Origin of the sequence: Streptomyces sp. NRRL S-455 (assembly GCF_000717875.1) — a bacterium.
Classification (GTDB): Bacteria; Actinomycetota; Actinomycetes; order Streptomycetales; family Streptomycetaceae; genus Streptomyces.
Genome location: NZ_JOCT01000004.1, coordinates 367,237 through 390,235, shown reverse-complemented (window position 1 = coordinate 390,235; position 22,999 = coordinate 367,237). Strand labels below are relative to the sequence as shown.

Annotated in this window: 20 protein-coding genes; 13 read left to right on the top strand and 7 right to left on the bottom strand. The window is 71.6% G+C overall.

Annotated elements, in window-relative coordinates:
- The first annotated feature begins 42 nt into the window (after window positions 1-42).
- Complete coding sequence (locus IE97_RS0107415; protein ID WP_078919121.1) at window positions 43-438, top strand: hypothetical protein; 396 nt, start codon at window positions 43-45, stop codon at window positions 436-438.
- 2 nt (window positions 439-440) lie between these two features.
- On the opposite strand, the gene IE97_RS0107410 is transcribed toward IE97_RS0107415, so the two are convergent.
- Window positions 441-1,673: an N-acetylmuramoyl-L-alanine amidase gene (locus IE97_RS0107410; protein ID WP_030233307.1), complete on the bottom strand. Its 1,233-nt coding sequence runs from the start codon at window positions 1,671-1,673 to the stop codon at window positions 441-443.
- 141 nt (window positions 1,674-1,814) lie between these two features.
- Here IE97_RS0107410 and IE97_RS0107405 point away from each other — a divergent pair, with 141 nt between their 5' ends.
- From IE97_RS0107405 to IE97_RS0107390, 4 genes are all read left to right on the top strand, one after another.
- Window positions 1,815-2,384, top strand: coding sequence for an RNA polymerase sigma factor (locus tag IE97_RS0107405; RefSeq protein ID WP_030233304.1), 570 nt, complete (start codon window positions 1,815-1,817; stop codon window positions 2,382-2,384).
- Between the two features lie 138 nt (window positions 2,385-2,522).
- The gene (locus IE97_RS0107400) at window positions 2,523-3,284 is read left to right on the top strand and encodes a hypothetical protein (protein ID WP_030233301.1); all 762 of its coding nucleotides are present in this window, start codon (window positions 2,523-2,525) and stop codon (window positions 3,282-3,284) included.
- Window positions 3,285-3,635: 351 nt separating this feature from the next.
- On the top strand, window positions 3,636-4,310 hold the full coding sequence (locus IE97_RS0107395) for an RNA polymerase sigma factor (RefSeq protein ID WP_030233298.1): 675 nt from the start codon (window positions 3,636-3,638) through the stop codon (window positions 4,308-4,310).
- Complete coding sequence (locus IE97_RS0107390) at window positions 4,310-5,371, top strand: hypothetical protein (RefSeq protein WP_051704870.1); 1,062 nt, start codon at window positions 4,310-4,312, stop codon at window positions 5,369-5,371. Before IE97_RS0107395 ends, IE97_RS0107390 begins: the two co-directional genes overlap by 1 nt.
- Window positions 5,372-5,529: 158 nt before the next feature.
- Here the strand turns inward: IE97_RS0107390 and IE97_RS0107385 are convergent, their stop codons facing one another.
- Window positions 5,530-6,342 (bottom strand): L,D-transpeptidase family protein, encoded by an 813-nt coding sequence (locus IE97_RS0107385; protein ID WP_030233292.1) that lies wholly within the window; start codon window positions 6,340-6,342, stop codon window positions 5,530-5,532.
- A gap of 138 nt (window positions 6,343-6,480) precedes the next feature.
- On the opposite strand from IE97_RS0107385, the gene IE97_RS0107380 reads away from it, so the two are divergent.
- Window positions 6,481-8,061: an acyl-CoA mutase large subunit family protein gene (locus IE97_RS0107380; protein ID WP_030233289.1), complete on the top strand. Its 1,581-nt coding sequence runs from the start codon at window positions 6,481-6,483 to the stop codon at window positions 8,059-8,061.
- Between the two features lie 172 nt (window positions 8,062-8,233).
- Here the strand turns inward: IE97_RS0107380 and IE97_RS0107370 are convergent, their stop codons facing one another.
- The 4 genes from IE97_RS0107370 to IE97_RS0107355 form a co-directional block, all read right to left on the bottom strand.
- On the bottom strand, window positions 8,234-9,154 hold the full coding sequence (locus IE97_RS0107370) for a class I SAM-dependent methyltransferase (RefSeq protein WP_030233286.1): 921 nt from the start codon (window positions 9,152-9,154) through the stop codon (window positions 8,234-8,236).
- A gap of 64 nt (window positions 9,155-9,218) precedes the next feature.
- Entirely contained in the window at window positions 9,219-10,373 is a 1,155-nt protein-coding gene (locus tag IE97_RS0107365; RefSeq protein ID WP_030233283.1) for an acyltransferase family protein, read from the bottom strand.
- 156 nt (window positions 10,374-10,529) lie between these two features.
- On the bottom strand, window positions 10,530-11,861 hold the full coding sequence (locus IE97_RS0107360; RefSeq protein WP_030233280.1) for an alpha-2,8-polysialyltransferase family protein: 1,332 nt from the start codon (window positions 11,859-11,861) through the stop codon (window positions 10,530-10,532).
- Window positions 11,861-12,847, bottom strand: a complete 987-nt coding sequence (locus IE97_RS0107355) for a glycosyltransferase family 2 protein (RefSeq protein ID WP_030233277.1) — start codon at window positions 12,845-12,847, stop codon at window positions 11,861-11,863. The genes IE97_RS0107360 and IE97_RS0107355 overlap by 1 nt, the downstream gene beginning before the upstream one ends.
- A gap of 198 nt (window positions 12,848-13,045) precedes the next feature.
- On the opposite strand from IE97_RS0107355, the gene IE97_RS0107350 reads away from it, so the two are divergent.
- The 4 genes from IE97_RS0107350 to IE97_RS0107335 are packed head-to-tail and all read left to right on the top strand — an operon-like array spanning window position 13,046 to window position 17,843.
- On the top strand, window positions 13,046-14,392 hold the full coding sequence (locus IE97_RS0107350; protein ID WP_030233275.1) for a DUF6716 putative glycosyltransferase: 1,347 nt from the start codon (window positions 13,046-13,048) through the stop codon (window positions 14,390-14,392).
- Window positions 14,393-14,424: 32 nt separating this feature from the next.
- Complete coding sequence (locus IE97_RS0107345) at window positions 14,425-15,699, top strand: N-acylneuraminate cytidylyltransferase (protein WP_030233271.1); 1,275 nt, start codon at window positions 14,425-14,427, stop codon at window positions 15,697-15,699.
- A 13-nt stretch (window positions 15,700-15,712) separates the two neighbouring features.
- A complete protein-coding gene (locus IE97_RS0107340) occupies window positions 15,713-16,651 on the top strand; it encodes an N-acetylneuraminate synthase family protein (protein WP_030233269.1) in 939 nt (312 codons plus the stop codon).
- A gap of 46 nt (window positions 16,652-16,697) precedes the next feature.
- Window positions 16,698-17,843, top strand: a complete 1,146-nt coding sequence (locus IE97_RS0107335) for a hypothetical protein (protein WP_030233267.1) — start codon at window positions 16,698-16,700, stop codon at window positions 17,841-17,843.
- Window positions 17,844-18,142: 299 nt separating this feature from the next.
- Here the strand turns inward: IE97_RS0107335 and IE97_RS0107330 are convergent, their stop codons facing one another.
- Window positions 18,143-18,829, bottom strand: coding sequence for a class I SAM-dependent DNA methyltransferase (locus IE97_RS0107330; RefSeq protein WP_030233265.1), 687 nt, complete (start codon window positions 18,827-18,829; stop codon window positions 18,143-18,145).
- 301 nt (window positions 18,830-19,130) lie between these two features.
- Between IE97_RS0107330 and IE97_RS0107325 the strand changes: the two genes are divergently transcribed.
- The 3 genes from IE97_RS0107325 (at window position 19,131) to IE97_RS0107315 (ending at window position 22,979) form a co-directional block, all read left to right on the top strand.
- Complete coding sequence (locus tag IE97_RS0107325) at window positions 19,131-20,363, top strand: M20 family metallopeptidase (RefSeq protein ID WP_030233263.1); 1,233 nt, start codon at window positions 19,131-19,133, stop codon at window positions 20,361-20,363.
- A 249-nt stretch (window positions 20,364-20,612) separates the two neighbouring features.
- A complete protein-coding gene (locus tag IE97_RS0107320) occupies window positions 20,613-21,662 on the top strand; it encodes a BMP family lipoprotein (RefSeq protein WP_030233260.1) in 1,050 nt (349 codons plus the stop codon).
- A gap of 267 nt (window positions 21,663-21,929) precedes the next feature.
- The gene (locus IE97_RS0107315) at window positions 21,930-22,979 is read left to right on the top strand and encodes a BMP family lipoprotein (RefSeq protein WP_030233258.1); all 1,050 of its coding nucleotides are present in this window, start codon (window positions 21,930-21,932) and stop codon (window positions 22,977-22,979) included.
- Window positions 22,980-22,999 lie beyond the last annotated feature (20 nt).

Sequence of the window (22,999 nt, the reverse complement as noted above, 5' to 3'; positions counted from 1 at the left end):
ATTCCGGGTGACGAAACGCTTCTCCGCAGCGCTTTCCCGGATGTGACGACTCAAGCGGAAACCAGGCCCTCGGCTGCGGCGAAGCCGCTGCGGTGGGCGGCGGACACGGTGGCCACGATGCGCGAGGGAGCACGGCTGCGTCTCGACTACTCGGCACAGAGTCTGTGGAGCATCGACCGGATGATCGAGGGGATACGCCGGGAAGGAGCCCCGGCCGCCGCCGTGCAGGAGGTGCTGCGCGGGTTCGGGGCCTACGCCGGTGAGGTGATGGCGCGTCAGACCGGGGCCGAATGGTGGGCCACCGGCGGCGACCACTGGATCCGTACCCCCGACGGCCGCCTCTTCGACCCGATCGACGAGGCCCGCCGCTGCTACGCCGGGCACGGCTCGCTGCGGCTGCTGTGCCGGGACGCCACCAGCGGCGCGCCCCGGGCGTAGCGTCAGCGCCCGGACAGACCTGCGGACCCGGGCCCGGCCGACACCGGCAGACCCTCGGACCCGGGCCCGGCCGTCGCCGACAAGCCATCGACCCCCGGCTCGGCCGGCTCCAGAACGGGCGCGGTGACTGTGCTCGCGTTCCCCGCGAGGGTGCGGATCTCCGGCAGGTCGCCGTAGAGGTTCTTCCCGGGGCACTCGGTCGGGTAGCCGTCGCGGTGCCCCGAGACGCGGTGCAGCGTGACCTTCTGGCCAGACGTGTACTTGCCGTTGTCCGCGCCGGCCGTCAGCACCACCGTCCCGGTCGGGTCGATGCCGTACAGGCCGAGCTTCCAGGCCGCGACCTTGGCGATCGACGCGCGCACCGCGGAGTTCACGGTCGTCTTGCCGTAGTCCCCGAGTACCGAGACGCTGCTGGTCGCGGTGTTGAAGCCGTAGGTGTGCGCGCCGAGGACAGGCTTGTCGATGCCGCCCGCCCGGCCCTCGAAGACGGTGCCGCACTTGTCGACGAGGAAGTGGTAGCCGATGTCGTTCCAGCCGTTGCTGCGCACGTGGTAGAGGAACACGCCGCGTACGACCGACGCCGACTCGGAGCAGGTGTAGTCGTTGGTGCCCGCCGTGTGGTGGACGAACATCGCCTTGGTGGCGCTGGTGTAGGTCGGCGGGTCCTTCACCAGCGACTCGTCGGCGCCCCAGGCGGAGCGCGACGTCACCGGGGGGCGTGGTGCGGCCAGGGGCACTCCGGCGGCCGGCCGGACGACGTCCGGGTCGACGACCGTGGTGTGCACGGTGTCCGGACCGCCGTCGGGGTCGACCAGTTCGACGCGCAGCCCCTCGGGCAGGGCCGGGCCCGAGACGCGTACCTGGATGCCGTCCGAGGGCCCGGTCCACAGCGGCTGGGTGCCGCCGCGCACCCCGGCACGGTCGCGGTCGGGCCCCGACTCGGGCGTACGGACATCGGTGTCCAGTGCGCGCCACGCGCTCCACACGCCGCTCTCCCGCGAGCGGGTGCGCACGTGCACGGTGCCGTGCAGGGCGGCGTCCGGATCGTCCCAGGTGACACCGATCATGCTGAACGGCTCGGTGGTGCGCGGGGCGAGGGACCGCTCGTGCGGATCACCGTCCGGCACCCGGAGGGTGTGCACGCCGTCCGAGGAGGCCCGGGCGGGCTGGGCCAGGCCGAGGGCACCGAAGGCCAGGGCGGTGGCGACGGCGGTGCGCAGGAGCAGGGACGGCATACGGCGCTCGCCTTTCGTCGGGCGGTGGTGTCGCGTGCAGAGCTCCCCGGTACGTCGCTCGGCACAAACCTCCCCGGGCCCGCGCTCCCGAGGACGGCGGCCCGGGATGACCCGAACGGTGGCGGGCGCCGGGCGGGCTGCCTGGGCGCGGCCGTCGCGCGGGCGCAGCAGGGCGACGAGGCGGCCTTCGCGGTCGCCTACCGGCTCGTGCAGCCCGGCCTGCTCGGCTATCTGCGCGGGCTCGTCGGGGACGACGCGGAGGACGTGGCGTCCGACGCCTGGCTGGAGATCGCCCGGGACCTCGGGCGGTTCAAGGGCGACGGGGCCGGGTTCCGGGGCTGGACGGCGACCATCGCCCGGCACCGGGCACTGGACCATCTGCGCCGGCAGCGGGTACGGCCCCGGTCGTCCGCGCTGGAACAGGACCTCCTGGACCTGCCCGGGCCGCAGAGCACGCACGACCAGGCGCTGGAGGCCATCTCCACCGAGCGCGCCCTGGAGCTGGTCCGCGGGCTGCCGCGCGACCAGGCCGAGGCCGTGCTGCTGCGTGTCGTGGTCGGCCTCGACGGCCCCGCCGCCGCGCGGGTCCTGGGCAAGCGGCCGGGCGCGGTACGCACGGCCGCGTACCGGGGGCTGAAACGTCTCGCCGGGCGGCTCGGAGCGGAGGGTGTGACGGAAGAGGCTCCCCGGACGCTGGGTGAGTCGACGTGAACATTGTTCACCTTCGCGGGCCCGGGCCGGCGGGACCGCGCGGACGCGGCGCCGTGAACGAGGCGGACGTGCGGGACGTACTGGTGGGGCCGGACGGGCCGTGCGGGGCAAGTGGATCGAGCAGGGACGGAAACGGACATGGGTGAGCGGCAGAGCGAGGGCGGGCTTGCCGGCCGTGATCCCCGTCATGCCCTTCTCGAATCCGAGGTCGAGGCGCTCATCGTCGCCTCCCTCGTCCGCGACGGCGTGGACGCCGAGTCCGAGCGGCGGGCCGTGGCCGCGTTCCGGGTCGCCCGGGGCGCCGGGGTCCGGAGGGCGCGCACCCGCCGCCGGGACGACTGGCGTCCCCGGGAGCATCGGCGGTACCTCGGACGGTCGCTGAGGACGACGCTCGGCGTGCTGCTCGCGAGTCTCACGCTGGGCGGTGTCGCCGTGGCGGCGATCGGCGCGGCGGGATCCTCGGCGGACGGTCCGGGCGACGACGGCCGCGAGCACCCGCCCGCCTCCAGCAGCGCCCCGCGCGACCCGGCCCGGACCCCTCCCCGCGACGGCGACGCCGGCCACAGCCCCGGAACCGGCACCGGCTCGGCCCCGGCACGTCCCGACCGCCCGGCCCCCGCCCAGGACACCGAGGCCCACTGCCGCGCCTACCAACAGGCCGATGGCCGGGGCAAGGCCACGGACGCGACGGCCTGGCGGCGTCTCGTCGACGCCGCGGGCGGTGAGAGCAAGGTCACGGAGTACTGCGCCGAGCAACTGGCACCGGCCACGCCCGAGCCCAAGCCGGGCAGGAGCGGCGGTTCGGAGAACCCGGAGAACAAGGGGCCGGCCGAGAACGACGGCACGGGCGAGAGTCGCGACAAGGACACCCCTGCCCGGCCCAACGGCCGTTCCCGATAAGGGATCCGGCGAACCCGACGGCGCCGCCATGGCAACGGCCGGGGCCGCCACCCCCCACAGGAGAGGCCCCGGCCGTCGCACGGCACGGGCCGCGCGGCGACCCGTACTTCCTACAGCGCCCGGTGTGCGCTTTGTGTCACACCCCGCCGTGTCACGGCATGGTTCCATCTCCAGCGGACATGGACGGGGAGTGGTTTGAGGTCGTAACGTGCCATTCGCGCCAACAGCGGAGGCGGCAAGACCACCGCAACCACCTGCGGCCTTGCAAACCGCAACCACCAATTGAGCAACCACGACGGCGAGAACCCGGTCCGCGAGAGCGGCGCCGGTTGAGGCGCAGAAGGGCGCGCGGTGCTGGGGGACGACGCGGAGCTGACCACCGCGGTGCGTGCGGCACAGGACGGAGACGAGAACGCGTTCCGGACTGTGTACCGCACCGTGCACCCGCGGCTGCTCGGGTACGTACGGACGCTGGTCGGCGACCCCGACGCCGAGGACGTGACGTCCGAGGCGTGGCTTCAGATAGCCCGTGACCTGGAGCGGTTCACCGGCGACGCGGACCGCTTCCGCGGCTGGACCGCCCGTATCGCCCGCAACCGGGCGCTGGACCACATACGGATGCGCGGGCGCCGGCCCGCGATCGGCGGTGACGAGACCGAACTGACCAGCCGGGCCGCCGAGTCCGACACGGCGGGTGAGGCCATCGAGGCGCTCGCCACCGACGGCGCCTTCTCCCTCATCTCCCGGCTGCCGCAGGACCAGGCCGAGGCGGTCGTGCTGCGGGTGGTCGTCGGACTCGACGCGAAGACCGCCGCCGAGACCCTCGGCAAGCGCCCGGGCGCCGTGCGGACGGCGGCACACCGGGGCCTGAAGCGGCTCGCGGAGCTCCTCGGTGACGGCCCGGAGGCCGATCCGGAGTCGGCCGGGGTGCTCGACGCGCTGCCGCCCCAGCGAGCACCGCGCGGTGGTGCCATGACGTCCGCACGTGTGACGCACAGCGTCGCGCGGACGCAGAAGGATGTGTGATGGCCGACGAGCAGTACAGGTGGCTGGACCGCGAAACGGCGGAGCGCTTGCTGAACGGAGAGCCACTCGAAGGCGTCGACGGCGCCGACCGCACCCGGGCCGAAAGGCTCTCCAGGACACTCGGCGCGCTGTCCGCGTCACCCCCGCTGACCAGCGAGGAACTCCCCGGTGAGGCCGCCGCGGTGGCCGCCTTCCGCAAGGTGCGTGCGGAACGCGCCGACGCCGGGGCGGCCCGTTCCGGCACCGGCGGGCAGACCGGCGATGAGGTCGTCGAAGCGGGCCTGGTCCGGATCGGCACCCGGCACGGCAGTGGCTCCGGCGATGTCCGGCGGCCTCGTCGGGCCCGTCCCGCGCGCTTCGTGCTGGCCGCCGTGCTGGCCGTCGGCATGGTCGGTGGTGTCGCCGTCGCGGCCGGAACCGGAGTCCTGAGAGCGCCGTTCGGCGGCGACCGGCCCGACCCCGGCGCCTCCGTCTCGGCCGCTGTCACTCCGTCCGGGCGTCCGCTGGTGTCGCCCTCGCCGAGCGTCGACGGACAGGGCGGGTCCCAGCACGGCAACACACCGAGCGGCACCGCGACGGGCGGATCCCGCGACCCCGGACGGACCGAGGCCCGCGACGACCCGGCGCGGAAGCCGGGTTCCGGCGCTGAGGGCGACCGTCCCGGCGACGGCCGCGGGAAGATCGCGTCCGCCTGCCGCGACCTGCGCGACGGCAAGCGGCTGACCCCAGACCGCCGGCGTGCCCTGCGCGACGCGGCGGACGGCACCCGGGTGCGCGGGTACTGCAAGGGCCTCCTGGCCGGCATCGACGGCCGCTCCGCGCAGCGGCACGACGAGGACGCCGACCCGGGCAAGCGCGAGGGCGAAGCTCAGAAGCACGACAGGAAGCAGGACAAGGCCGAGAGGCGGGCCGAGCGGAAGGCCGGGAAGCGGGCCGAGCGGAAGGACGAGCGGCACGGCGACGACGCTCACGACGCCGACCGCACCCGGTCCACACGGTCTCTGCAGCCCCTCCGACCTGCGATTTCGTACCCCGCGAAAATCTCCTGGCCGAGGGTGTGACGTTTTCTGCGGCCCCGGCGCAGTAATAAGTGGGCCGACTGGTCATCGGCCGTCGCACTGAGCCGGGGTTCCCCCCGTACCTACGGCTCGTGCACCTGAGCGCGGGCGGGACACGTTCCCCCGGTCCCGCCCGCGCCCCAATCTCCCGCACGCCTTGCTCACCAGGACACGACGACCTTGTCGCCGTCCCGGACCTGCGCGTACAGCTCCGCGATCGCCTGCTCGTCCCGTACGTTGACGCAGCCGTGCGAGGCGCCGGCATAGCCCCGGGCCGCGAAGTCGGGGGAGTAGTGCACGGCCTGGCCGCCGCTGAAGAACATCGCGTAGGGCATGGGCGAGTCGTAGAGCGTCGACACGTGGTCGCGCGACTTCCAGTAGACGGAGAAGGCGCCCTCCCGGGTCGGCGTGTACTGGGAGCCGAAGCGCACCGCCATCGTCGACACGGTCCGCCCGTCGACCATCCAGCGCAGTGTCCGGCTGGTCTTGTCGATGCACAGCACCCGGCCGGTTCTGCAGCGCGCGTCCGGCGGGTCGGCGGGCTGGCCGCCCATCAGATACAGGTCCCACCGGCCGGGCTGGCGCGTCATCCCGAGCAGCCGCTGCCAGGTGACGGTGTCGGTCCGCCCGGTGCGCGGCAGTCCGCGCTTGCCCTGGAAGCCGCTGACCGCCCGCTCCGTCGCCTCGTCGTACGTCCCGGTCGGCCCGTCGAAGAGCCAGGCGACCTGCCGCAGCCGGGCCTGCAGCTCGCGGACGTCCCGGCCGGTGTCGCCGGGGGACCACAGCACACGGGCGGGCGCGGGGGCGGTTCTCGGTTTGTCGTCGCCGGTGGGGCTGCGCGGGGGCGACGGTGTCCCGCTCGGCAGCTCGATGTGCACCGGCGAGCGGGGCTTCCCGCCCCCGTCGGGAGCCTGCACGGTACAGCCGGTCAGCGTGGCCAGCACGGCCAGTCCCGCTGCGACCGCCCTCCCCATACCCGTGGTACGCACACGACCCCCCTGTCGTCTCACCGGTGTACCCGGATGCCACCCGAGATGTTCCCCGGGCGTGACCCCTCGCGAACCAGGGGGCATGGTGGTGAGCGAGGCACTGCTCTGCGGGAGGCATCAACCATGACGCGTGAGTCGGAGTCCGGACTGCCCATCGCACCGGTCTACGGGCCGGAGGACCTCCAGGGCTGGGACCCCGCGCAGAAGCTCGGAGAGCCGGGGGCGTACCCGTTCACCCGCGGCGTGTACCCGAACATGTACACGGGCCGTCCGTGGACGATGCGCCAGTACGCCGGTTTCGGCACGGCGACGGAGTCCAACGCCCGCTACCGGCAGCTGATCGCCCACGGCACGACGGGCCTGTCCGTCGCCTTCGACCTGCCCACCCAGATGGGCCACGACTCCGACGCCCCGATCGCACACGGCGAGGTCGGCAAGGTGGGCGTGGCGATCGACTCGATCGAGGACATGCGGGTGCTGTTCGGCGGGATCCCGCTGGACCAGGTCTCGACGTCCATGACGATCAACGCCCCGGCCGCGCTGCTGCTGCTCCTGTACCAGCTGGTGGCGGAGGAGCAGGGGATCCCGGCGGACCGGCTCACCGGCACGATCCAGAACGACGTGCTGAAGGAGTACATCGCCCGGGGCACCTACATCTTCCCGCCCAAGCCCTCGCTGCGCCTGACCGCCGACATCTTCAAGTACTGCAAGGCCGAGATCCCGCGCTGGAACACCATCTCGATCTCCGGCTACCACATGGCCGAGGCGGGCGCGTCCCCGGCGCAGGAGATCGCCTTCACCCTCGCCGACGGTGTCGAGTACGTGCGCACCGCGGTCGCGGCCGGCATGGACGTCGACGACTTCGCGCCCCGCCTGTCGTTCTTCTTCGTCGCCCGGACGACGATCCTGGAGGAGGTCGCCAAGTTCCGTGCGGCGCGCCGTCTCTGGGCCCGTGTGATGCGCGAGGAGTTCGGCGCGAAGAACCCCAAGTCGCTGATGCTGCGCTTCCACACACAGACGGCCGGCGTGCAGCTGACGGCCCAGCAGCCCGAGGTCAACCTGGTGCGGGTCGCCGTCCAGGGGCTCGCGGCGGTCCTCGGCGGCACCCAGTCCCTCCACACCAACTCCTTCGACGAGGCCATCGCCCTGCCCACCGACAAGTCCGCCCGCCTGGCACTGCGCACGCAGCAGGTCCTGGCGCACGAGACGGATGTGACGGCCACGGTGGACCCGTTCGCGGGTTCCTACGTCGTCGAGACGATGACCGACGACATCGAGGCCGCGGCCGTCGAGCTGATGCGGAAGGTCGAAGAACTGGGCGGCGCGGTCAACGCCATCGAGCACGGCTTCCAGAAGAACGAGATCGAGCGCAACGCCTACCGCATCGCCCAGGAGACCGACTCCGGCGAGCGGATCGTGGTCGGCGTCAACCGCTTCCAGCTGGCCGAGGAGGAGCCCTACGAGCCGCTGAGCGTCGACCCGGCCATCGAGGCCCGGCAGGCCGAACACCTGGCCAAGCTGCGCGCCGAACGCGACCAGCCGGCCGTGGACGCGGCCCTGGTGGCCCTGAGGAAGGCCGCCGGGGGCGAGGACAACGTCCTGTATCCGATGAAGGAGGCGCTGAAGGCCCGGGCGACGGTGGGCGAGGTCTGCGACGCGCTGCGCGAGGTGTGGGGGGCGTACGTCCCGTCGGACGCCTTCTGACCACGGTCTGTGCCATGGCGTGAACGAACGCGCCCGCCTGACAACCGACATTTCCTTGTCGGCCCAGGCGGGCGCGGAGATCTTCGAGGACTACGAACGGCACTACGAGGAGGGGCTGGCCCTCGTCGTCGAGGGGATCGGGGCGCGCTACGGCGTCTCATGACGCCCGGCGTCAGGAGCGCTTCGCGCGGGCCCGGCGCACGGCCCGGGTGACCACGGGCGGCAGCAGGTCCTTGGCGATCCGGCGGGCCCGGGACGGGGCGGGGCGGGCCGGGCGTGCCGCGCGGGACTCGGTGACGCGGGCGGCCGGGACGCTCGCCGGCGCGGGGGCCACGTAGTGCCGGGAGGTCGGGAAGGGCGGCGGCTTCATGCCCCTGGACCGGGCGCGGACCAGCCGGTGTCCCGCCGCCTCCTGCACGCTCAGCCCGCAGTCCTGGCGCTGCCTGAGCATGTCGAGCAGCTCCTCCTGGATCGGCCCGGGGTCGCCCCAGGTGCCGTACAGCTTCTGCGTGCTGAGGCAGATCGGGCGCAGCCCCCGGTTGAGGACGGCCTCCCAGGCGGCGACCGAGACGCCCGGCGTGTGCTCGGAGCGGAAGTCGTCGAGGACCACGATGCCGTCGGGCAGCAGGATGTCGTGGGCCGCGCCGATGTCGCCGTGCACGTGCTCGTACAGGTGCGAGGCGTCGATGTGGACGAAGCGGCAGGTGTCCGGGGCCACCTTCTCGGACACCACGGAACTCGGGGCCGCGATCACCGTCGGCAGGGTGTCGTGGAAGGAGAGGTAGTTCCGCTCGAAGGCCTGCTGGGTGAGCGTGGCGTAGGACTTGGTGGACTCCGCCTGGTTGGCCTCGTCGGGGGCCTCGCCCTCGAACAGATCGCAGACCGTGAACTTCTCGCCGTCCTGGAGGTGGTGGCCGAGGAGGATCGCGCTCTTGCCCATGTAGACACCGAGTTCCAGCAGGTCACCGCGCATGCCCTGGGCCTTCTGCCGCTCCAGGAACCAGGTGAACAGTATCTGGTCCAGCGGCGGGAACCAGCCCGGGACGTCCGCGAGTTCGCCGGGGTGCTTGTCGGTCGCTTGTGCGTTGGTCATGAGGCGAGCCTTCTCCCTCAGCGTTGCCGGAACCGACGGTTGGTTGAACGCCGCATGAACAGCCTCAGCGGGCTTTGGTCAGCACCCCACGCAGCCGGGGGGTCAGCGGCTTCTCCACATAGTGGTTCAGCAGCCACGCCACCAGCAGCATTGAGGCGGTGGTCAAGGCGAATGTCGCCCCGGATGGCAGGTCCAGGCCCCGGTGCAGGGCGTGGATCACGACCCAGCCGAGGTGCTCGTGGACGAGGTAGAACGGATAGGTCAGCGCCCCGGCGACCGTCAGCCACCGCCAGTTCGCCCAGCGCAGCCAGCCCAGCGCGATCGCCGCGACCGCCACGAAGCCGAAGGTCACGACGGCGACGATGCCGAGCGAGGAGCGGTACGAGAAGCCGTCCGCGTCGGGCGCGTGCCACAGGCTCTGCACCGCGTAGTGCTGCCCGATCAGCCAGCTCACGGCGACGATGCCCCAGGCGTAGGCGTCCCGCCGGTCCTGGTGGACGAGGTAGAGGCCGACGCCGCCGATGAAGAAGGGCGCGTACTCGGGCATCACGACGATGTCGAGCAGCGGCATGCTCGCGTTCTCGGTGATCACCGTCGCCAGCATCCAGACCGCGCAGAACATGATCACCCGGCGGCGGTTCGCCCCGGGAAGCACGACACACAGCGCGAACAGCGCGTAGAAGCGGACCTCCGCCCACAGCGTCCAGCAGACGCCGAGCACCCGGTCCACGCCGAGCGGCATCTGAAGCATGGTCAGGTTCACCAGCGCGTCGCTCGGCGACACCGCCTGGTACGTCACCACCGGCAGGGCGAACACCGCCGTCACGAGCAGGACCGCCACCCAGTAGGCGGGCAGCAGCCGGGAGGCGCGGGAGGCGAAGAACGACTTCAGCGGCCGGCCCCAGCCGCTCATGCAGATCACGAACCCGCTGATCACGAAGAAGACCTGGACGCCGAGGCAGCCGTAGGCGAAGTACTCGTGGAGGGTCGGGAACTGCTCCTTGGGCGAGGTGCCCCACGCCTCGCCCACTTCACCGTCACGGCCGCCGTAGTGGTACGCCGCCACCATCAGCGCCGCCACCAGCCGCAGCCCGTCCAGGGCCCGCAGCCGCCCGCCGGAGCCGCTCCGGCGGCGCGGGACGGTCGTGACGCCCGGTGGTTCGACCAGCACGGCGACACCGGGCTGGGGCTTACGGGTGCTGACGACCGTCTCGGTCACGCTGAAAACCTCTGTAGCTCGTCTGTCCTTCACCTGAGCCGCCTGTGGGCGGGCAGGGCGCCGGGTGTCACCCTAGGACGAAGATTGACGCTAAAACGTTCGACAGAGGCAGGCTTCGCCTTACGGTCTCCGTGGGTTCATCTGGATGTCGCCGATTCAGCGCCGTACCGCCTTGCGCAGTGCCCGGGCCCGGCGCACCACCCTGCGGGCCGTTGAATTGCGGGGCAGGAACGCAAGCCGCTGCGGAATTCCGCCGGGAAGTCCGAGCGCGGTGAGGCGGCGCTTCTTGAAATAGCGACGCGTGCGCGGACCGAGGTGCCGGGAGAGATACTGCTCCGCCCGTGGACGCAGGTCGGGGTAGATCTGCGGCTGCATCGTGAATCCGACGGCGGTGACCAGGTCGGACAGCCGGCCGGCCGGCAGGACGTCGCCTTCCTCGCCGTCCTCCAGGCCGGGCAGCAGCGCGTCCGCCAGGGTGGTGGGGATCCGGTTGCTGTTCTGGTAGGGCGTCAGCCGCTCCAGCAGCAGCTCGGTGCCGATGCGGGCGACCGGCAGGTCGTAGAGCGCCGAGGCCGTGAACAGCGCCGTCGAGAAGCAGCCGATGACCAGGGCCGGCCGGGCCCGGTCGAACAGCACCTCGGCGAGCACGGGCGTGTCCAGCACGGTGAGGCCGACGCCGAGCCTCTCGGCCTCCGACTCCAGGGCTCGGCTGTACCGGGCCGGTGCGGTCGGGTGCGGCTTGAAGACGACCGTGCGGTGGCCGCGGGCGACGGCGCCCCGCAACATCCGCACGTGCAGGTCCTCTTCCTCCTCCGGGGAGAGGATGTTCAGCGCCGACAGGTACTGGCCGAGCAGCAGCGCCGCGTCGCCCGGCACGTCGGGCAGCTCCGCGACGGTCTCGGTGACCTCGCCCAGCACCTTCAGGAACGCGGGCGTCGGCACCAGGTGCGCCGGCACGTCGAACTCGGTCAGCAGCATCGGCGTGAGCCCCGGCACCAGATCCAGGTGCAGCAGGCGCCGCACGCGCGTACCGACCAGCGGGTCGATCTTGTTGCGGGTGGGGCCGTAGCTCATCAGCCCGTCGGCGTACACGTCGACGGGCGCGTCGGTGAACAGCTGGGCCACCGTGAGGGCGGGCGCGACCTGGATGGACTCCAGGACCAGGCTCACCCGGTCGTCGCCGAGGCCCCACAGCATCCGCAGGTAGCGCTCGAAGAGCGGGATGTCGTCGGAGCGCGGCGTCCAGGCCCCGGGGTGGAAGGGGCGGATGGCCTCGTTCCAGGACAGCACCTCGTCGAAGTGCTCGCGCAGCGGAGCGAAGCCCGGCATCTCGTCCAGGGCCGGGGTGGTCTCCGGGTTCGCCGAGTTGTTGAACACCAGCAGCACCCGGCGGTCCGGCTCGTCGAAGAGGTCGGAGTCGATCGCGGCGGCCAGAGTGGCGACGCCGTACAGCGTCGAGGCGCAGAAGATCTGTGTGGTCCCGGGCATCAGGCCGCCGCTCCCGTCGTGGTCACCCGGCGCCGCAGCCGCCGCAGCTTGGCCGAGCGGTCCATGTCCATGGCCTCCAGTGCGTCACTGAGCACGTCCTGCGGCATGCGCTTGATGGCCGCCGCGCTCATCGACCGCAGCTGTCTGGCCACGGCCGGTTCGAACCTGTCCTCGTTGGACAGGTGGTGGGCGATGATCGCGCAGTACGTCCGTACCGCCTTGGGCAGCAGCCGGCCGGCCTCGCGGTCCGCGGCCGTCTCCTCGATCACCTGGTCGAAGGCGCGGATGAAGTCGAGCTGGCGGACGTCGCCGATCTGGGTCAGGGACGAGGCCACCCCGCGCCGGTAGAACACGCCCAGCAGGCTCACCACGGCGAACGACTCCGCCTCGCGGTGCAGCTTCCAGATCCACGGCCGGTCCTCGGCCGTGCGCAGCCCGTCGGTGAAGTGCAGCACGCCCTTGTCGAGCAGGCGCCGGTGGTAGGCGCCGGCCCAGGCGTACGCGTAGTCGACGGAGGTCGAGCGGTGGGCGGGCAGGATGGCGTCCCGCGGGCTGAACGCCTCCCAGCGCCGGCCGACCGGGACCCGGCTCACGGAACGGGCCCGGGCGGTCGCCTGCACATGGTCGGTGCGGACGAAGTCGCAGCCCAGCTCGTCCATCGCGGACACCAGTTCGGTGAGATAGCCGGGCGCCAGCCAGTCGTCGCCGTCCAGGAACGTCAGGTACTCGCCCTGCGCCGCGTCCAGGCCGGTGTTGCGGGCCGTGGCCAGCCCGCCGTTCTGCTCGTGGCGGATGTAGCGCACGCGCGCGACATCCGAAAGGTCCTCGGCCGCCCGTTCCAGGATGGCCGGTGTTTCGTCCTTCGAATGGTCGTCGACCAGGATGAACTCGAAATCCCGGTCGGCGTTCAGCCGAAGGCTTCTGAGGGTGTCCGGGGCGTATTGCTGCACGTTGTAGAACGGCACGATCACGGAAAGCTTAGGCACCCGCAAAACGTTAGGAGCCCGTCCGGCAGTGGAACTTTCCGGTGAACATACACTGGGTGAACTCAATGTGTCGGAACGGTGCACCGCGTGTACTTCCCGCTTTCCAGCAGGCCAGTTCGGCTCTCGGTGGGGTGTTGTTAACTTTTCGTTGAGTCCCGGTTCCGCCATACCTAGGAATTGCTTCCTAGCGTCATCGACGTGCCAGCAAGTACACCGAAGCGTCCGCGCATCGCGGTCCTCGCCGACTCCGACACCCGGTGGAAATGGGGTGCGCTCACCGCGCGCCGCATCGCCCCGGGACCGTCCATGGAAACCGGAGCGCGCGAGGACGCGCAAGTGGACGCCGTCCTCGACGGCTTCCTGCTGCGCGGCCGGGCCACGCCCACCCCGCGCCAGCTGGAAGAGGTGGGCGTACGCGCCGACTCGCTGCGGGAGGTCACCGCCGTCGAGTTCCTGCGCACCATGGCCGAGGAGCCGTACGACCTCCTGGTCCTCTCCCTCGTCGGCGGCGGTGTGCAGGCGATGCTGCACGGCCTGAAGCGGGTCTGGGAGAACCGGACCTCGCGCCCCGTGGTGGTCACCGGCTACGTCGGGGTCGTCTACGAGAAGCTCGCCGACGGCCTGCTGCTGCGGCACGGCGCGGACCTCGTCCTCGCCAACTCCCGCCAGGACGCGGACCGTTTCCGGGCCGTCTACGAAGGGGTGGGCGCCGACGCCTCGTCGGTGACCGAGGTGGCCCTGCCGTTCCTCGGCGGCGCCGCCTACGAAGGTGAACACGACCCATACACCGTCGTCTTCGCGGCCCAGCCCTCCGTGCCGGACAGCCGAAGGGACCGTACGTACCTGCTGAACCGGCTGGTCCAGCACGCCCGCAAGCACCCCGAACGCGAGGTGCTGCTGAAGCTGCGCTCCAAGCCGGGCGAACACACCACCCACATCGAGGAACTGCCCTACCAGAAGCTGGTGCAGCGCCTCGATCCGCCGGCCAACTTCCGCCTGGTGTACGGCAACATGGGCGAGGTCCTCGACCGCACCGACCTGCTGGTCACGGTCAGTTCCACGGCCGCCCTGGAGTCGCTGCACCGCCGCATCCCGACCGTCGTACTGACCGACCTCGGCGTACGCGAGTCCCTCGGCAACCACCACTTCGTCGGCTCCGGCTGCCTCGCCTCCTGGGACCAGCTCGACGCCGGACACCGACCGGTTCCCGACGAGGAGTGGGTGGCCCGGCAGGGCGTCGTCGCGGACGGCTCCTACGAGTCCGCCTTCGACACGGCGCGCGAGCGCATCGCCAAGCTGCTCGACCGGCCCGGCGGCCTGCCGCCGCTGACCCCCTACTACACACCCGTCACCGCGCCCGGCTACCTGCCCGGGATCCTCGCCCGCCACCACCTCGGCCCGGACGGCACCCCGCTGCCCGGAGCGCCCGCCGCCGACAAGGAGCCCGGACCGGTCCGGCAGATCGTGCGCCGGGCGGCGCGCGGCGCCTACCGGCACGGCGTGCAGCGCGTGGCGCCCGTCATCCGGCGGATGGGCGAGCTGTGAGCCGCCCGATCCCACGTCAAGGAGCTAAGACCATGTCCAACCCGGAAGCGGGCCACAGCGCTTCGGTTCGCCGCGTCCTCGCGGTGATCCCCGCGCGCGGCGGCTCCAAGGGCGTGCCCGCGAAGAACCTCCTGCCGGTCGGCGGCGTCCCGCTGGTGGCCCGCGCGGTGCGCGAGTGCCTCGCCTCCCGGCGGGTGACCGACGTCGTCGTCTCCACGGACGACCAGGCCATCGCCGCTGCCGCCCGCGAGGCCGGCGCCGAGGTCGTGCTGCGCCCCGCCGCGATCGCCGGGGACACGGCGACCTCCGAGGCCGCGGTGCTGCACGCCATGGACGCCCACGAGGCCCTGCACGGGGCGCCGGTGGACGTGGTGCTGCTGGTGCAGTGCACCAGCCCGTTCATCATCCGCGAGGACGTCGACGGAGTCGTCGAGTCCATCGCCGAGAACGGCGCCGACACCGCGCTGACCGTGGCACCGTTCCACGGCTTCGTGTGGCGCGACGCGGACGACGAGGCCACAGCCGGGAAGGTCGCGGAGGCCGACGCGGCCACCGGCGGCGGCTACGGCGTCAACCACGACAAGTCCTACCGCCCGCGCCGCCAGGACCGCCCCCAGGACTTCCTGGAGACCGGCGCCGTCTACGGCATGGAGGCGACCGGCTTCCGCAAGCACCAGCACCGCTTCTTCGGCCGCACGGAGCTCGTGCGCACCGACCCCGCCCGGGTCCTGGAGATCGACGATCCGCACGACCTGGCCCGCGCCCGGGCCCTCGCCCCGCTCTTCGACGCGGACCGGCCCGGCGCCCTCCCGACCGCCGACGACATCGACGCGGTCGTACTCGACTTCGACGGCACCCAGACCGACGACCGGGTGCTCGTCGACTCCGACGGACGGGAGTTCGTCTCCGTGCACCGCGGGGACGGACTCGGCATCGCGGCCCTCCGCAGGAGCGGCCTTCGGATGCTGATCCTGTCCACGGAACAGAACCCTGTGGTCGCCGCCCGGGCCCGGAAGCTGAAGCTCCCGGTGCTGCACGGCATCGACCGCAAGGACCTCGCGCTGAAGCAGTGGTGCGAGGAGCAGGGCATCGCGCCGGAGCGCGTGCTCTACGTCGGCAACGACGTCAATGACCTCCCGTGCTTCGCCCTCGTCGGCTGGCCCGTGGCGGTCGCGAGCGCCCACGACGTCGTACGCGGCGCCGCACGCGCGGTCACCACCGTCCCCGGTGGCGACGGCGCGATCCGAGAGATCGCCGGCTGGATCCTCGGCCCCTCTCTCGAAGTCCCCGCCAAGTCCCACACGTAAGGACATCTCTGCCATGAGCACCAACTCCCGTATCCGCCGGTTCGGTTCGCGCGAAGTCGGCCCGGGCCGTCCGGTCTACGTCTGCGGTGAGATCGGCATCAACCACAACGGCGAGCTCGAGAACGCCTTCAAGCTGATCGACGCCGCCGCCGAGGCCGGCTGCGACGCCGTCAAGTTCCAGAAGCGCACCCCCGAGATCTGCACCCCGCGCGACCAGTGGGACATCGAGCGCGACACCCCCTGGGGCCGGATGACCTACATCGACTACCGCCACCGCGTGGAGTTCGGCGAGGACGAGTACCGCGCGATCGACGACTACTGCAAGTCGAAGAACATCGACTGGTTCGCCTCCCCGTGGGACACCGAGGCCGTCGCCTTCCTGGAGAAGTTCGACGTCCCCGCCCACAAGGTCGCCTCCGCTTCCCTCACCGACGACGAGCTGCTGCGCGCCCTGCGCGCCACCGGCCGCGCGGTCATCCTCTCCACCGGTATGTCGACGCCGAAGCAGATCCGCCACGCGGTCGAGGTCCTCGGCTCCGACAACATCCTGATGTGCCACGCCACGTCGACCTACCCGGCCAAGGCCGAGGAGCTCAACCTGCGCGTGATCAACACCCTGCAGCAGGAGTACCCGAACGTCCCGATCGGCTACTCCGGCCACGAGACCGGCCTGCAGACCACCCTCGCCGCGGTCGCCCTGGGCGCCACCTTCGTCGAGCGCCACATCACCCTCGACCGCGCCATGTGGGGCTCGGACCAGGCCGCCTCCGTGGAGCCGCAGGGCCTCACCCGCCTGGTCCGTGACATCCGCACCATCGAGGCCTCCCTCGGTGACGGCGTGAAGAAGGTCTACGAGTCCGAGCTGGCCCCGATGAAGAAGCTGCGCCGCGTCGCCGGTGTGGTCGCCGAGGCGGAGATCGCCGACGCGGCGGGCGAGCCGGTCGGCGTCTGAGCGCACACCCCCCACATCCCCCATACGACGGGACGGTCGTACGTCGATGAGCCCCCGCGCCGGGAACGCCGGCCCCCACACTCTCGCGTTCGTCGAGAGTCCGGTACAGCTGCTGAACGTGCTGGAGTGGGCGCACGCGCATGCGCCCGGCGTGGGGCTCACCCTCGTGGTGCTGTCACCCGTCGACCCGATGACGCGTGGCCAGCTGCGGCGGATGTCCGACCTGGCCCGCGACGAGGGGCACCAGGTCCGCTGGGAGGAGGCGCGCGGCGGCCCGCTCGCGCCCTTCCAGACCGTCGGCGGCCTCTCCGGCCTGCTCCGCAGGGCCCGCCGGGTGGTGCTGGGGGACCCCTTCTCCCGCTACGTCCAGCTGCTGCTGACCATCACCCGCGCCCGTGACCTGGTCGTCGTCGACGACGGCACGGCCACCATGGAGTTCGTCGGCCAGCTGGCCCGGGGCGAACGGCTGGTGCGCTGGCACCGCAAGGGCGGCCGCCCCGGCCCACGGGATCTGATCTTCGCGCCGGTCTCCTCCTCGGCCCGCCGCCGGCTGACCCCCGGGGGCAAGCGCCGGGTGGAGATCTTCTCCTCCATGCCGATGCGGGAGACCCCCGAAGGCGTCACGGTCAGTGCCAACGCCTTCGCCTGGACCCGCGCCCGCTTCGGCCCGCCCCGCATCACCAAGGGCGCCGACATGGTCGGCACGTCCCTGGTGGAGACGGGCGTCGTGGACGACGACCACTACCTCGAGGCGGTCCGTGCCCTGGCCGCCGCGCACGGCGCCACCCGCTACTTCGCCCACCGCCGCGAGAGCCCGGACAAGCTGCGCCGCCTCGCGGCCGAGACGGGCCTGGAGATCGTCCGCCCCGAGCTCCCCCTGGAACTGATAGCCCGCCGGGGTCCCGTCGGCAGCACGATCCTCAGCTTCCCGTCCACGGTGGTCCACACCCTGCCGCTCGCCCTGTCCGGCACGGAGGTACGCGTCGCGGTGTGCGACATCGACCCCTCGTGGCTGACCCAGCACGCGTCCCCGCGGGCCCAGGGCTTCCTGTCGGGAGTCACGGGGACGGCGCGGGACGTGCAAAGCACTGGCCCGGCGGACGCGGCCGGGGCGGCGGGCTCGCCGCGATCGGCCGGTTCAGCGAGCATGGCCGGCCCGGCAGGTGCCGCGGGCGCGGTGGCCGCGGGTTAGGTGCCGGGCGCCGGGTGCTGCGGGCGGGGGTGGTCGTGGGCTGGGTGTCGGGTGGCGCGGCGTGGTGGCCGCAGGCTGAGTCTCGGGTGCCGCAAGCACTGGCCCGGCGGACGCGGCCGGGGCGGCGGGCTCGCCGCGATCGGCCGGTTCAGCGAGCATGGCCGGCCCGGCAGGTGCCGCGGGCGCGGTGGCTGCGGGTTAGGTGCCGGGTGCCGGGTGCCGGGTGCTGCGGGCGGGGCGGCTTGGTGACCGCAGGGCGGCCGTCCGGTGCCGTCGGCGCGGTGGCCGCCGGCCGGCTCTCACGACTCCCCGGTGACCACGGCCGGCCTGCGTGCCAGCAGGAACGTGCGAGGACGCTTCTCCCCGTCCACGGCCTCTCGCAGCACACAGGCGTGCAGCTCCAGGCCGGCCCGCGTGAAGTGCGACGCGACGGTGTCCGGGGTGCGCCAGTAGTAGTCGAGCGAGATCTCCTGCCCGAAGCGCTCGGTCAGCCGCTCATGGCCGTCCTCGTCGCCGCTCTGGAAGCCGAGCAGCACGGGCGCGCCCGGCACCAGGACGCGGTGGAACTCGGCGAAGACCGCCGGCAGATGCCCGTCCGGCACATGGATGATCGAGTAGAGCGCGATGATGCCGCCGAGCGTCTCGTCCGGCAGGTCCAGGGACGTCATCGAACCGACGTGGAACCGCAGCTCCGGGTGCGCCTTGCGGGCCAGGGCCACCATGCGGGGTGAGACGTCGACCCCGAACACCGGCAGCCCCAGCTCGTGCAGCCGCGCCGCCACGTGTCCGGGACCGCTGCCGATGTCGGCGACCGGGGGCTGCTTCGGCGCCCCGGCGGCCCGGACCAGATCGACGAAGGCCGTGAGGAGGGCCCGCTCCAGGGGTCTGCCCGCCAGGCTGTCCGGGAACTCGGCGGTGTAGGCCTCGGCGATGGCGTCGTACGAGGTCTGGGTTGCCTGGAGGAACTCGGGAGAGTCGGCGCGCACGGGGCGCAGACTATCGGGGCGGGCGTCCGCCGGACGAGCGCGGCGGTGTTCCCCGCGCAGGGCGTGGTATCCGTGGAGGAGGATGGATGGATACCGGAGCCGTGACTCAGACGGTGTGGTCGATGTCACACTCCGGGGGATGTGGTGACTTGCCCGGCCCAAAAGGCAGGCAGCTTACCCGTCTCAGTTGATAGCTATGCGCCCGGCGGTCATATTTTCTTCCCCCAACGGGTTGAAGTTTTGTTGATCGAGGGTCAGCCGACCGCCCCGGCGCCCTACCCTTCAGAGGGTGAAGCAACTGATGTCACTGGAGTCCGAGGTCGATCTTCCCGGGGGAGCCGTGCTTCCCGGTGCGCTGCCCGACGCTCTGCGCGCCGAGCTCATCGCGTTCCGGCGCGACCTGCACATGCACCCGGAGCTGGGCAACCAGGAGTTCCGCACGACAGCCGCGATCAAGGAGCGGCTCGAGAGGGCCGGCCTCAAGCCGCGCGTACTCGACGTCGGAACCGGGCTCGTCTGTGACATCGGCGTGTCGGGCGAGCAGTGGGACGGAGGGCCCAGCATGCTCGCCCTGCGGGCCGACATCGACGGCCTGCCCATCCCCGACACCAAGGCCGAGTGCCCGTACCGCTCGACCGTGCCCGACCGGGCGCACGCCTGCGGCCACGACGTGCACACCACCGTGGTCCTCGGCGCCGGCCTCGTCCTCGCGGAACTGCACAAGCAGGGCCTGCTGCCGCGCCCCGTCCGGCTGATCTTCCAGCCCGCCGAGGAGGTGCTGCCCGGCGGCGCCGCCGACGCCATCAAGTGCGGGGCGCTGGAAGGGGTCGGCGCGATCATCGCGGTGCACTGCGACCCCCGGGTGGACGCGGGGCAGATCGGTCTCCGCGAGGGGCCCATCACCTCCGCCTGCGACCGGCTGGAGATCGCCCTGAACGGCCCGGGCGGCCACACCGCACGCCCTCACCTCACGACCGACCTGGTCACCGCCGCCGCCCGCGTCGTCACCGACGTACCCGCCCTGGTCGGCCGCCGCTTCGACAGCAGGAGCGGAATCGCCATCACCTGGGGCCGCGTCGAGTCGGGGCACGCGCCCAACGTGATCCCGCAGCACGCCGAACTCTCCGGCACGGTGCGCTGCCTCGACATCGAGGCGTGGCGGCAGGCCCCCGACGCCGTGGTCGCCGCGATCGACGAGATCGCCAACCTGTACCGCGCGAAGTCGGAGATCAACTATGTGCGTGGCGTCCCGCCCGTCGTCAACGAACCGGGCGTGACCGAGCTGCTGCGGGACGCCATGATCGCCCGGCGCGGTGTCGACTCCGTCGTGGGCACCGAGCAGAGCCTCGGCGGCGAGGACTTCTCCTGGTACCTGGAGCACGTCCCCGGCGCCATGGCCCGCCTGGGCGTCCGCACCCCCGGCGAGCGTCACGTGCGAGACCTCCACCAGGGTGACTTCGACGTCGACGAGTCCTCGATCACGGTCGGCGTGGAACTCTTCACCGCCGCGGCCCTGGTCAACGGTCTCCGGTAGCTCCCTCCTGCCCCCTCGGGCCGCAGCCGGAGGGGGACAGGGACGGCCCCTCCGTCGTGGCGCGGACGTCGCCGCTTCCCCGGTGCACCTTTCGCCCCCGTTCGATCCCGTGGTTCACGCGGGCGTAACGCCCATCGGCACGAATGGATAACGGCCCTACGGCACCCCGTTCCCAGGAGTTTCTACGCGCGTTAATGTGCGCCGGACCGAGCTCCCACTGCAGGGGCTTTGGAGAATGGGGAACTTCAGATGCGTCGGATATCCAAACTGACCCGGGTCGCGGTGGGGGTCGCGTCGCTCGGGCTCGTCGCCACGGCCTGTGGTGGCACCAGCAGTGAGAGCGGCGGCGACAGCGGCGACGGCGGCGACAAGGGCCTCGCCATCGCCTACGACGTCGGCGGCAAGGGCGACCAGTCGTTCAACGACGCCGCGTACACCGGCCTCGAGAAGGCGAAGCAGGAGTTCGGCTACAAGACCGCCGACATCGAGCCCACCGAGGGCGAGACCGACGCCGACAAGGAACAGCGCCTGTCCTCGCTGGCGAAGCAGGGCTACAACCCGGTCATCGGCGTCGGCTACGCCTACGGCACGGCCATGAAGGCCGTGGCCGCCAAGTACCCGAAGACCACGTTCGGCATCGTGGACTCCGAGGTCGAGGGCAAGAACGTCGCCTCCCTCGTCTTCGCCGAGGAGCAGGCCTCCTACCTCGCCGGTGTCGCCGCGGCCAAGGCCACCAAGTCGAACGTCGTCGGCTTCGTCGGCGGTGTCGACATCCCGCTGATCCACAAGTTCGAGGCCGGCTACAAGCAGGGCGTGCAGGACACCAACCCCAAGGTGAAGGTCCTGTCGCAGTACCTGACGCAGACGGCGGAGGAGGGCGGCTTCGCCAGCCCCGACAAGGGCAAGGCCGCCGCCGAGGGCCAGATCGAGAAGAAGGCCGACGTGGTCTACGCCGCCGCCGGCCTGTCCGGTCAGGGCGTCATCGAGGCCGCCGCCAAGGCGAAGGTCTGGGCGATCGGCGTCGACTCCGACCAGTACAAGCAGGAACCCCTCGCCAAGTACAAGAACTCCATCCTCACCTCCGCCCTCAAGGACGTCGGCGGCGCCGTCTACGCGCTGGCCAAGTCCGTGCACGACGACAAGCCGCTGAACGGCACCCGGACCTTCGATCTGAAGGTCAACGGGGTCGGCCTGTCCGAGTCGAACCCGGAGTACGCCAAGGTCCCGGGCCTCGCGGACGCGGTGAACAAGGCCAAGGAAGGCATCACCGGCGGCTCCATCAAGGTCAAGACCGAGTAGCGGCCACCAGGCGCTGAGCGGTCCGAGCGGGCGGGCACCAGGGGTGCCCGCCCGCTTCCTGCTCTGCCGGACGTCAAATCACCCAGCGCCACCCCTCGTTTGCGGTCGGCAACGCCCGGCCAAGGCGTGGTGAGGGCTTGGCCACGGGCGCATAACAAGGTGGACAGAAGGGGTTTTCAGGCAGGTCTACGCGCGTTAATCTGCGGCGAAACCAGCGCCGTAGCTTTCAGCTGTCCGTCCGGCGCTTGTACGACAGGAGCCCCACACATGCGCCGGATTTCCCGGATCACGGTCGCAGGCGCAGCGACCGCTTCCCTGGCCCTCGCTCTCTCCGCCTGCGGCGGCACCTCGACCTCCGCCGGGTCGTCCGACTCGAAGGGCGACAAGGGCCTCGCCATCGCCTACGACGTCGGCGGCAAGGGCGACCAGTCCTTCAACGACGCAGCCTACGCGGGCCTGGAGCAGGCGAAGAAGGAGTTCGGGTACGAGACGGCCGACGTGGAGCCCACCGAGGGCGAGACGGATGCCGACAAGGAGCAGCGCCTGGTCTCGCTCGCCAAGCAGGGCCACAACCCGGTCATCGGCGTCGGCTACGCGTACGCCTCGGCCGTCAAGGGCGCCGCGGAGAAGTTCCCGGACACCACCTTCGGCATCGTCGACGACTCCACGATCAACGCCAAGAACGTCGCCGACCTGGTCTTCAACGAGGAGCAGGCCTCCTACCTGGCCGGTGTCGCCGCCGCCAAGAGCACCAAGTCGAAGGTCGTCGGCTTCGTCGGCGGTGTGGACATCCCGCTGATCCACAAGTTCCAGGCGGGCTTCGCGCAGGGCGTCAAGGACACCGACCCGAAGGTCAAGGTCCTCTCGCAGTACCTCACCCAGACCGCCGAGGAGGGTGGCTTCGCCAGCCCCGACAAGGGCAAGACGGCCGCCGAGGGCCAGATCGAGAAGAAGGCCGACGTGGTCTACGCGGCCGCCGGTCTGTCCGGTCAGGGCGTGATCGAGGCCGCCGCCGCCAAGAAGGTCTGGGCGATCGGCGTCGACTCCGACCAGTACAAGCAGGAAGCCCTCGCCAAGTACAAGGACTCCATCCTCACCTCGGCGATGAAGGACGTCGCCAAGGCCGTGTACAGCCTGGCGAAGTCCGTTGAGGACGGTAAGCCGGAGACCGGTATCGTTCGTGGCGATCTGAAGACCGGCGAGGTGAGCCTGTCGAACTCCAACCCGAAGTTCGCGGACGACGCCGAGCTCCAGGAAGCCATCAAGACGGCCAAGGAGAAGATCATCAGCGGCGAGATCAAGGTCAAGAGCAGCTGACGAGCGACTGCCTCGAGCAG

Coding starts and splice junctions, on each gene's coding strand:
- IE97_RS0107390 (WP_051704870.1), top strand. CDS start 4,310: ATGGCCGACGAGCAGTACAGGTGGCTGGACCGCGAAACGGCGGAGCGC.
- IE97_RS0107320 (WP_030233260.1), top strand. CDS start 20,613: ATGCGTCGGATATCCAAACTGACCCGGGTCGCGGTGGGGGTCGCGTCG.
- IE97_RS0107385 (WP_030233292.1), bottom strand. CDS start 6,342: ATGGGGAGGGCGGTCGCAGCGGGACTGGCCGTGCTGGCCACGCTGACC.
- IE97_RS0107345 (WP_030233271.1), top strand. CDS start 14,425: ATGTCCAACCCGGAAGCGGGCCACAGCGCTTCGGTTCGCCGCGTCCTC.
- IE97_RS0107400 (WP_030233301.1), top strand. CDS start 2,523: ATGGGTGAGCGGCAGAGCGAGGGCGGGCTTGCCGGCCGTGATCCCCGT.
- IE97_RS0107360 (WP_030233280.1), bottom strand. CDS start 11,861: ATGCCCGGGACCACACAGATCTTCTGCGCCTCGACGCTGTACGGCGTC.
- IE97_RS0107370 (WP_030233286.1), bottom strand. CDS start 9,154: ATGACCAACGCACAAGCGACCGACAAGCACCCCGGCGAACTCGCGGAC.
- IE97_RS0107380 (WP_030233289.1), top strand. CDS start 6,481: ATGACGCGTGAGTCGGAGTCCGGACTGCCCATCGCACCGGTCTACGGG.
- IE97_RS0107315 (WP_030233258.1), top strand. CDS start 21,930: ATGCGCCGGATTTCCCGGATCACGGTCGCAGGCGCAGCGACCGCTTCC.
- IE97_RS0107335 (WP_030233267.1), top strand. CDS start 16,698: ATGAGCCCCCGCGCCGGGAACGCCGGCCCCCACACTCTCGCGTTCGTC.
- IE97_RS0107410 (WP_030233307.1), bottom strand. CDS start 1,673: ATGCCGTCCCTGCTCCTGCGCACCGCCGTCGCCACCGCCCTGGCCTTC.
- IE97_RS0107325 (WP_030233263.1), top strand. CDS start 19,131: ATGTCACTGGAGTCCGAGGTCGATCTTCCCGGGGGAGCCGTGCTTCCC.
- IE97_RS0107340 (WP_030233269.1), top strand. CDS start 15,713: ATGAGCACCAACTCCCGTATCCGCCGGTTCGGTTCGCGCGAAGTCGGC.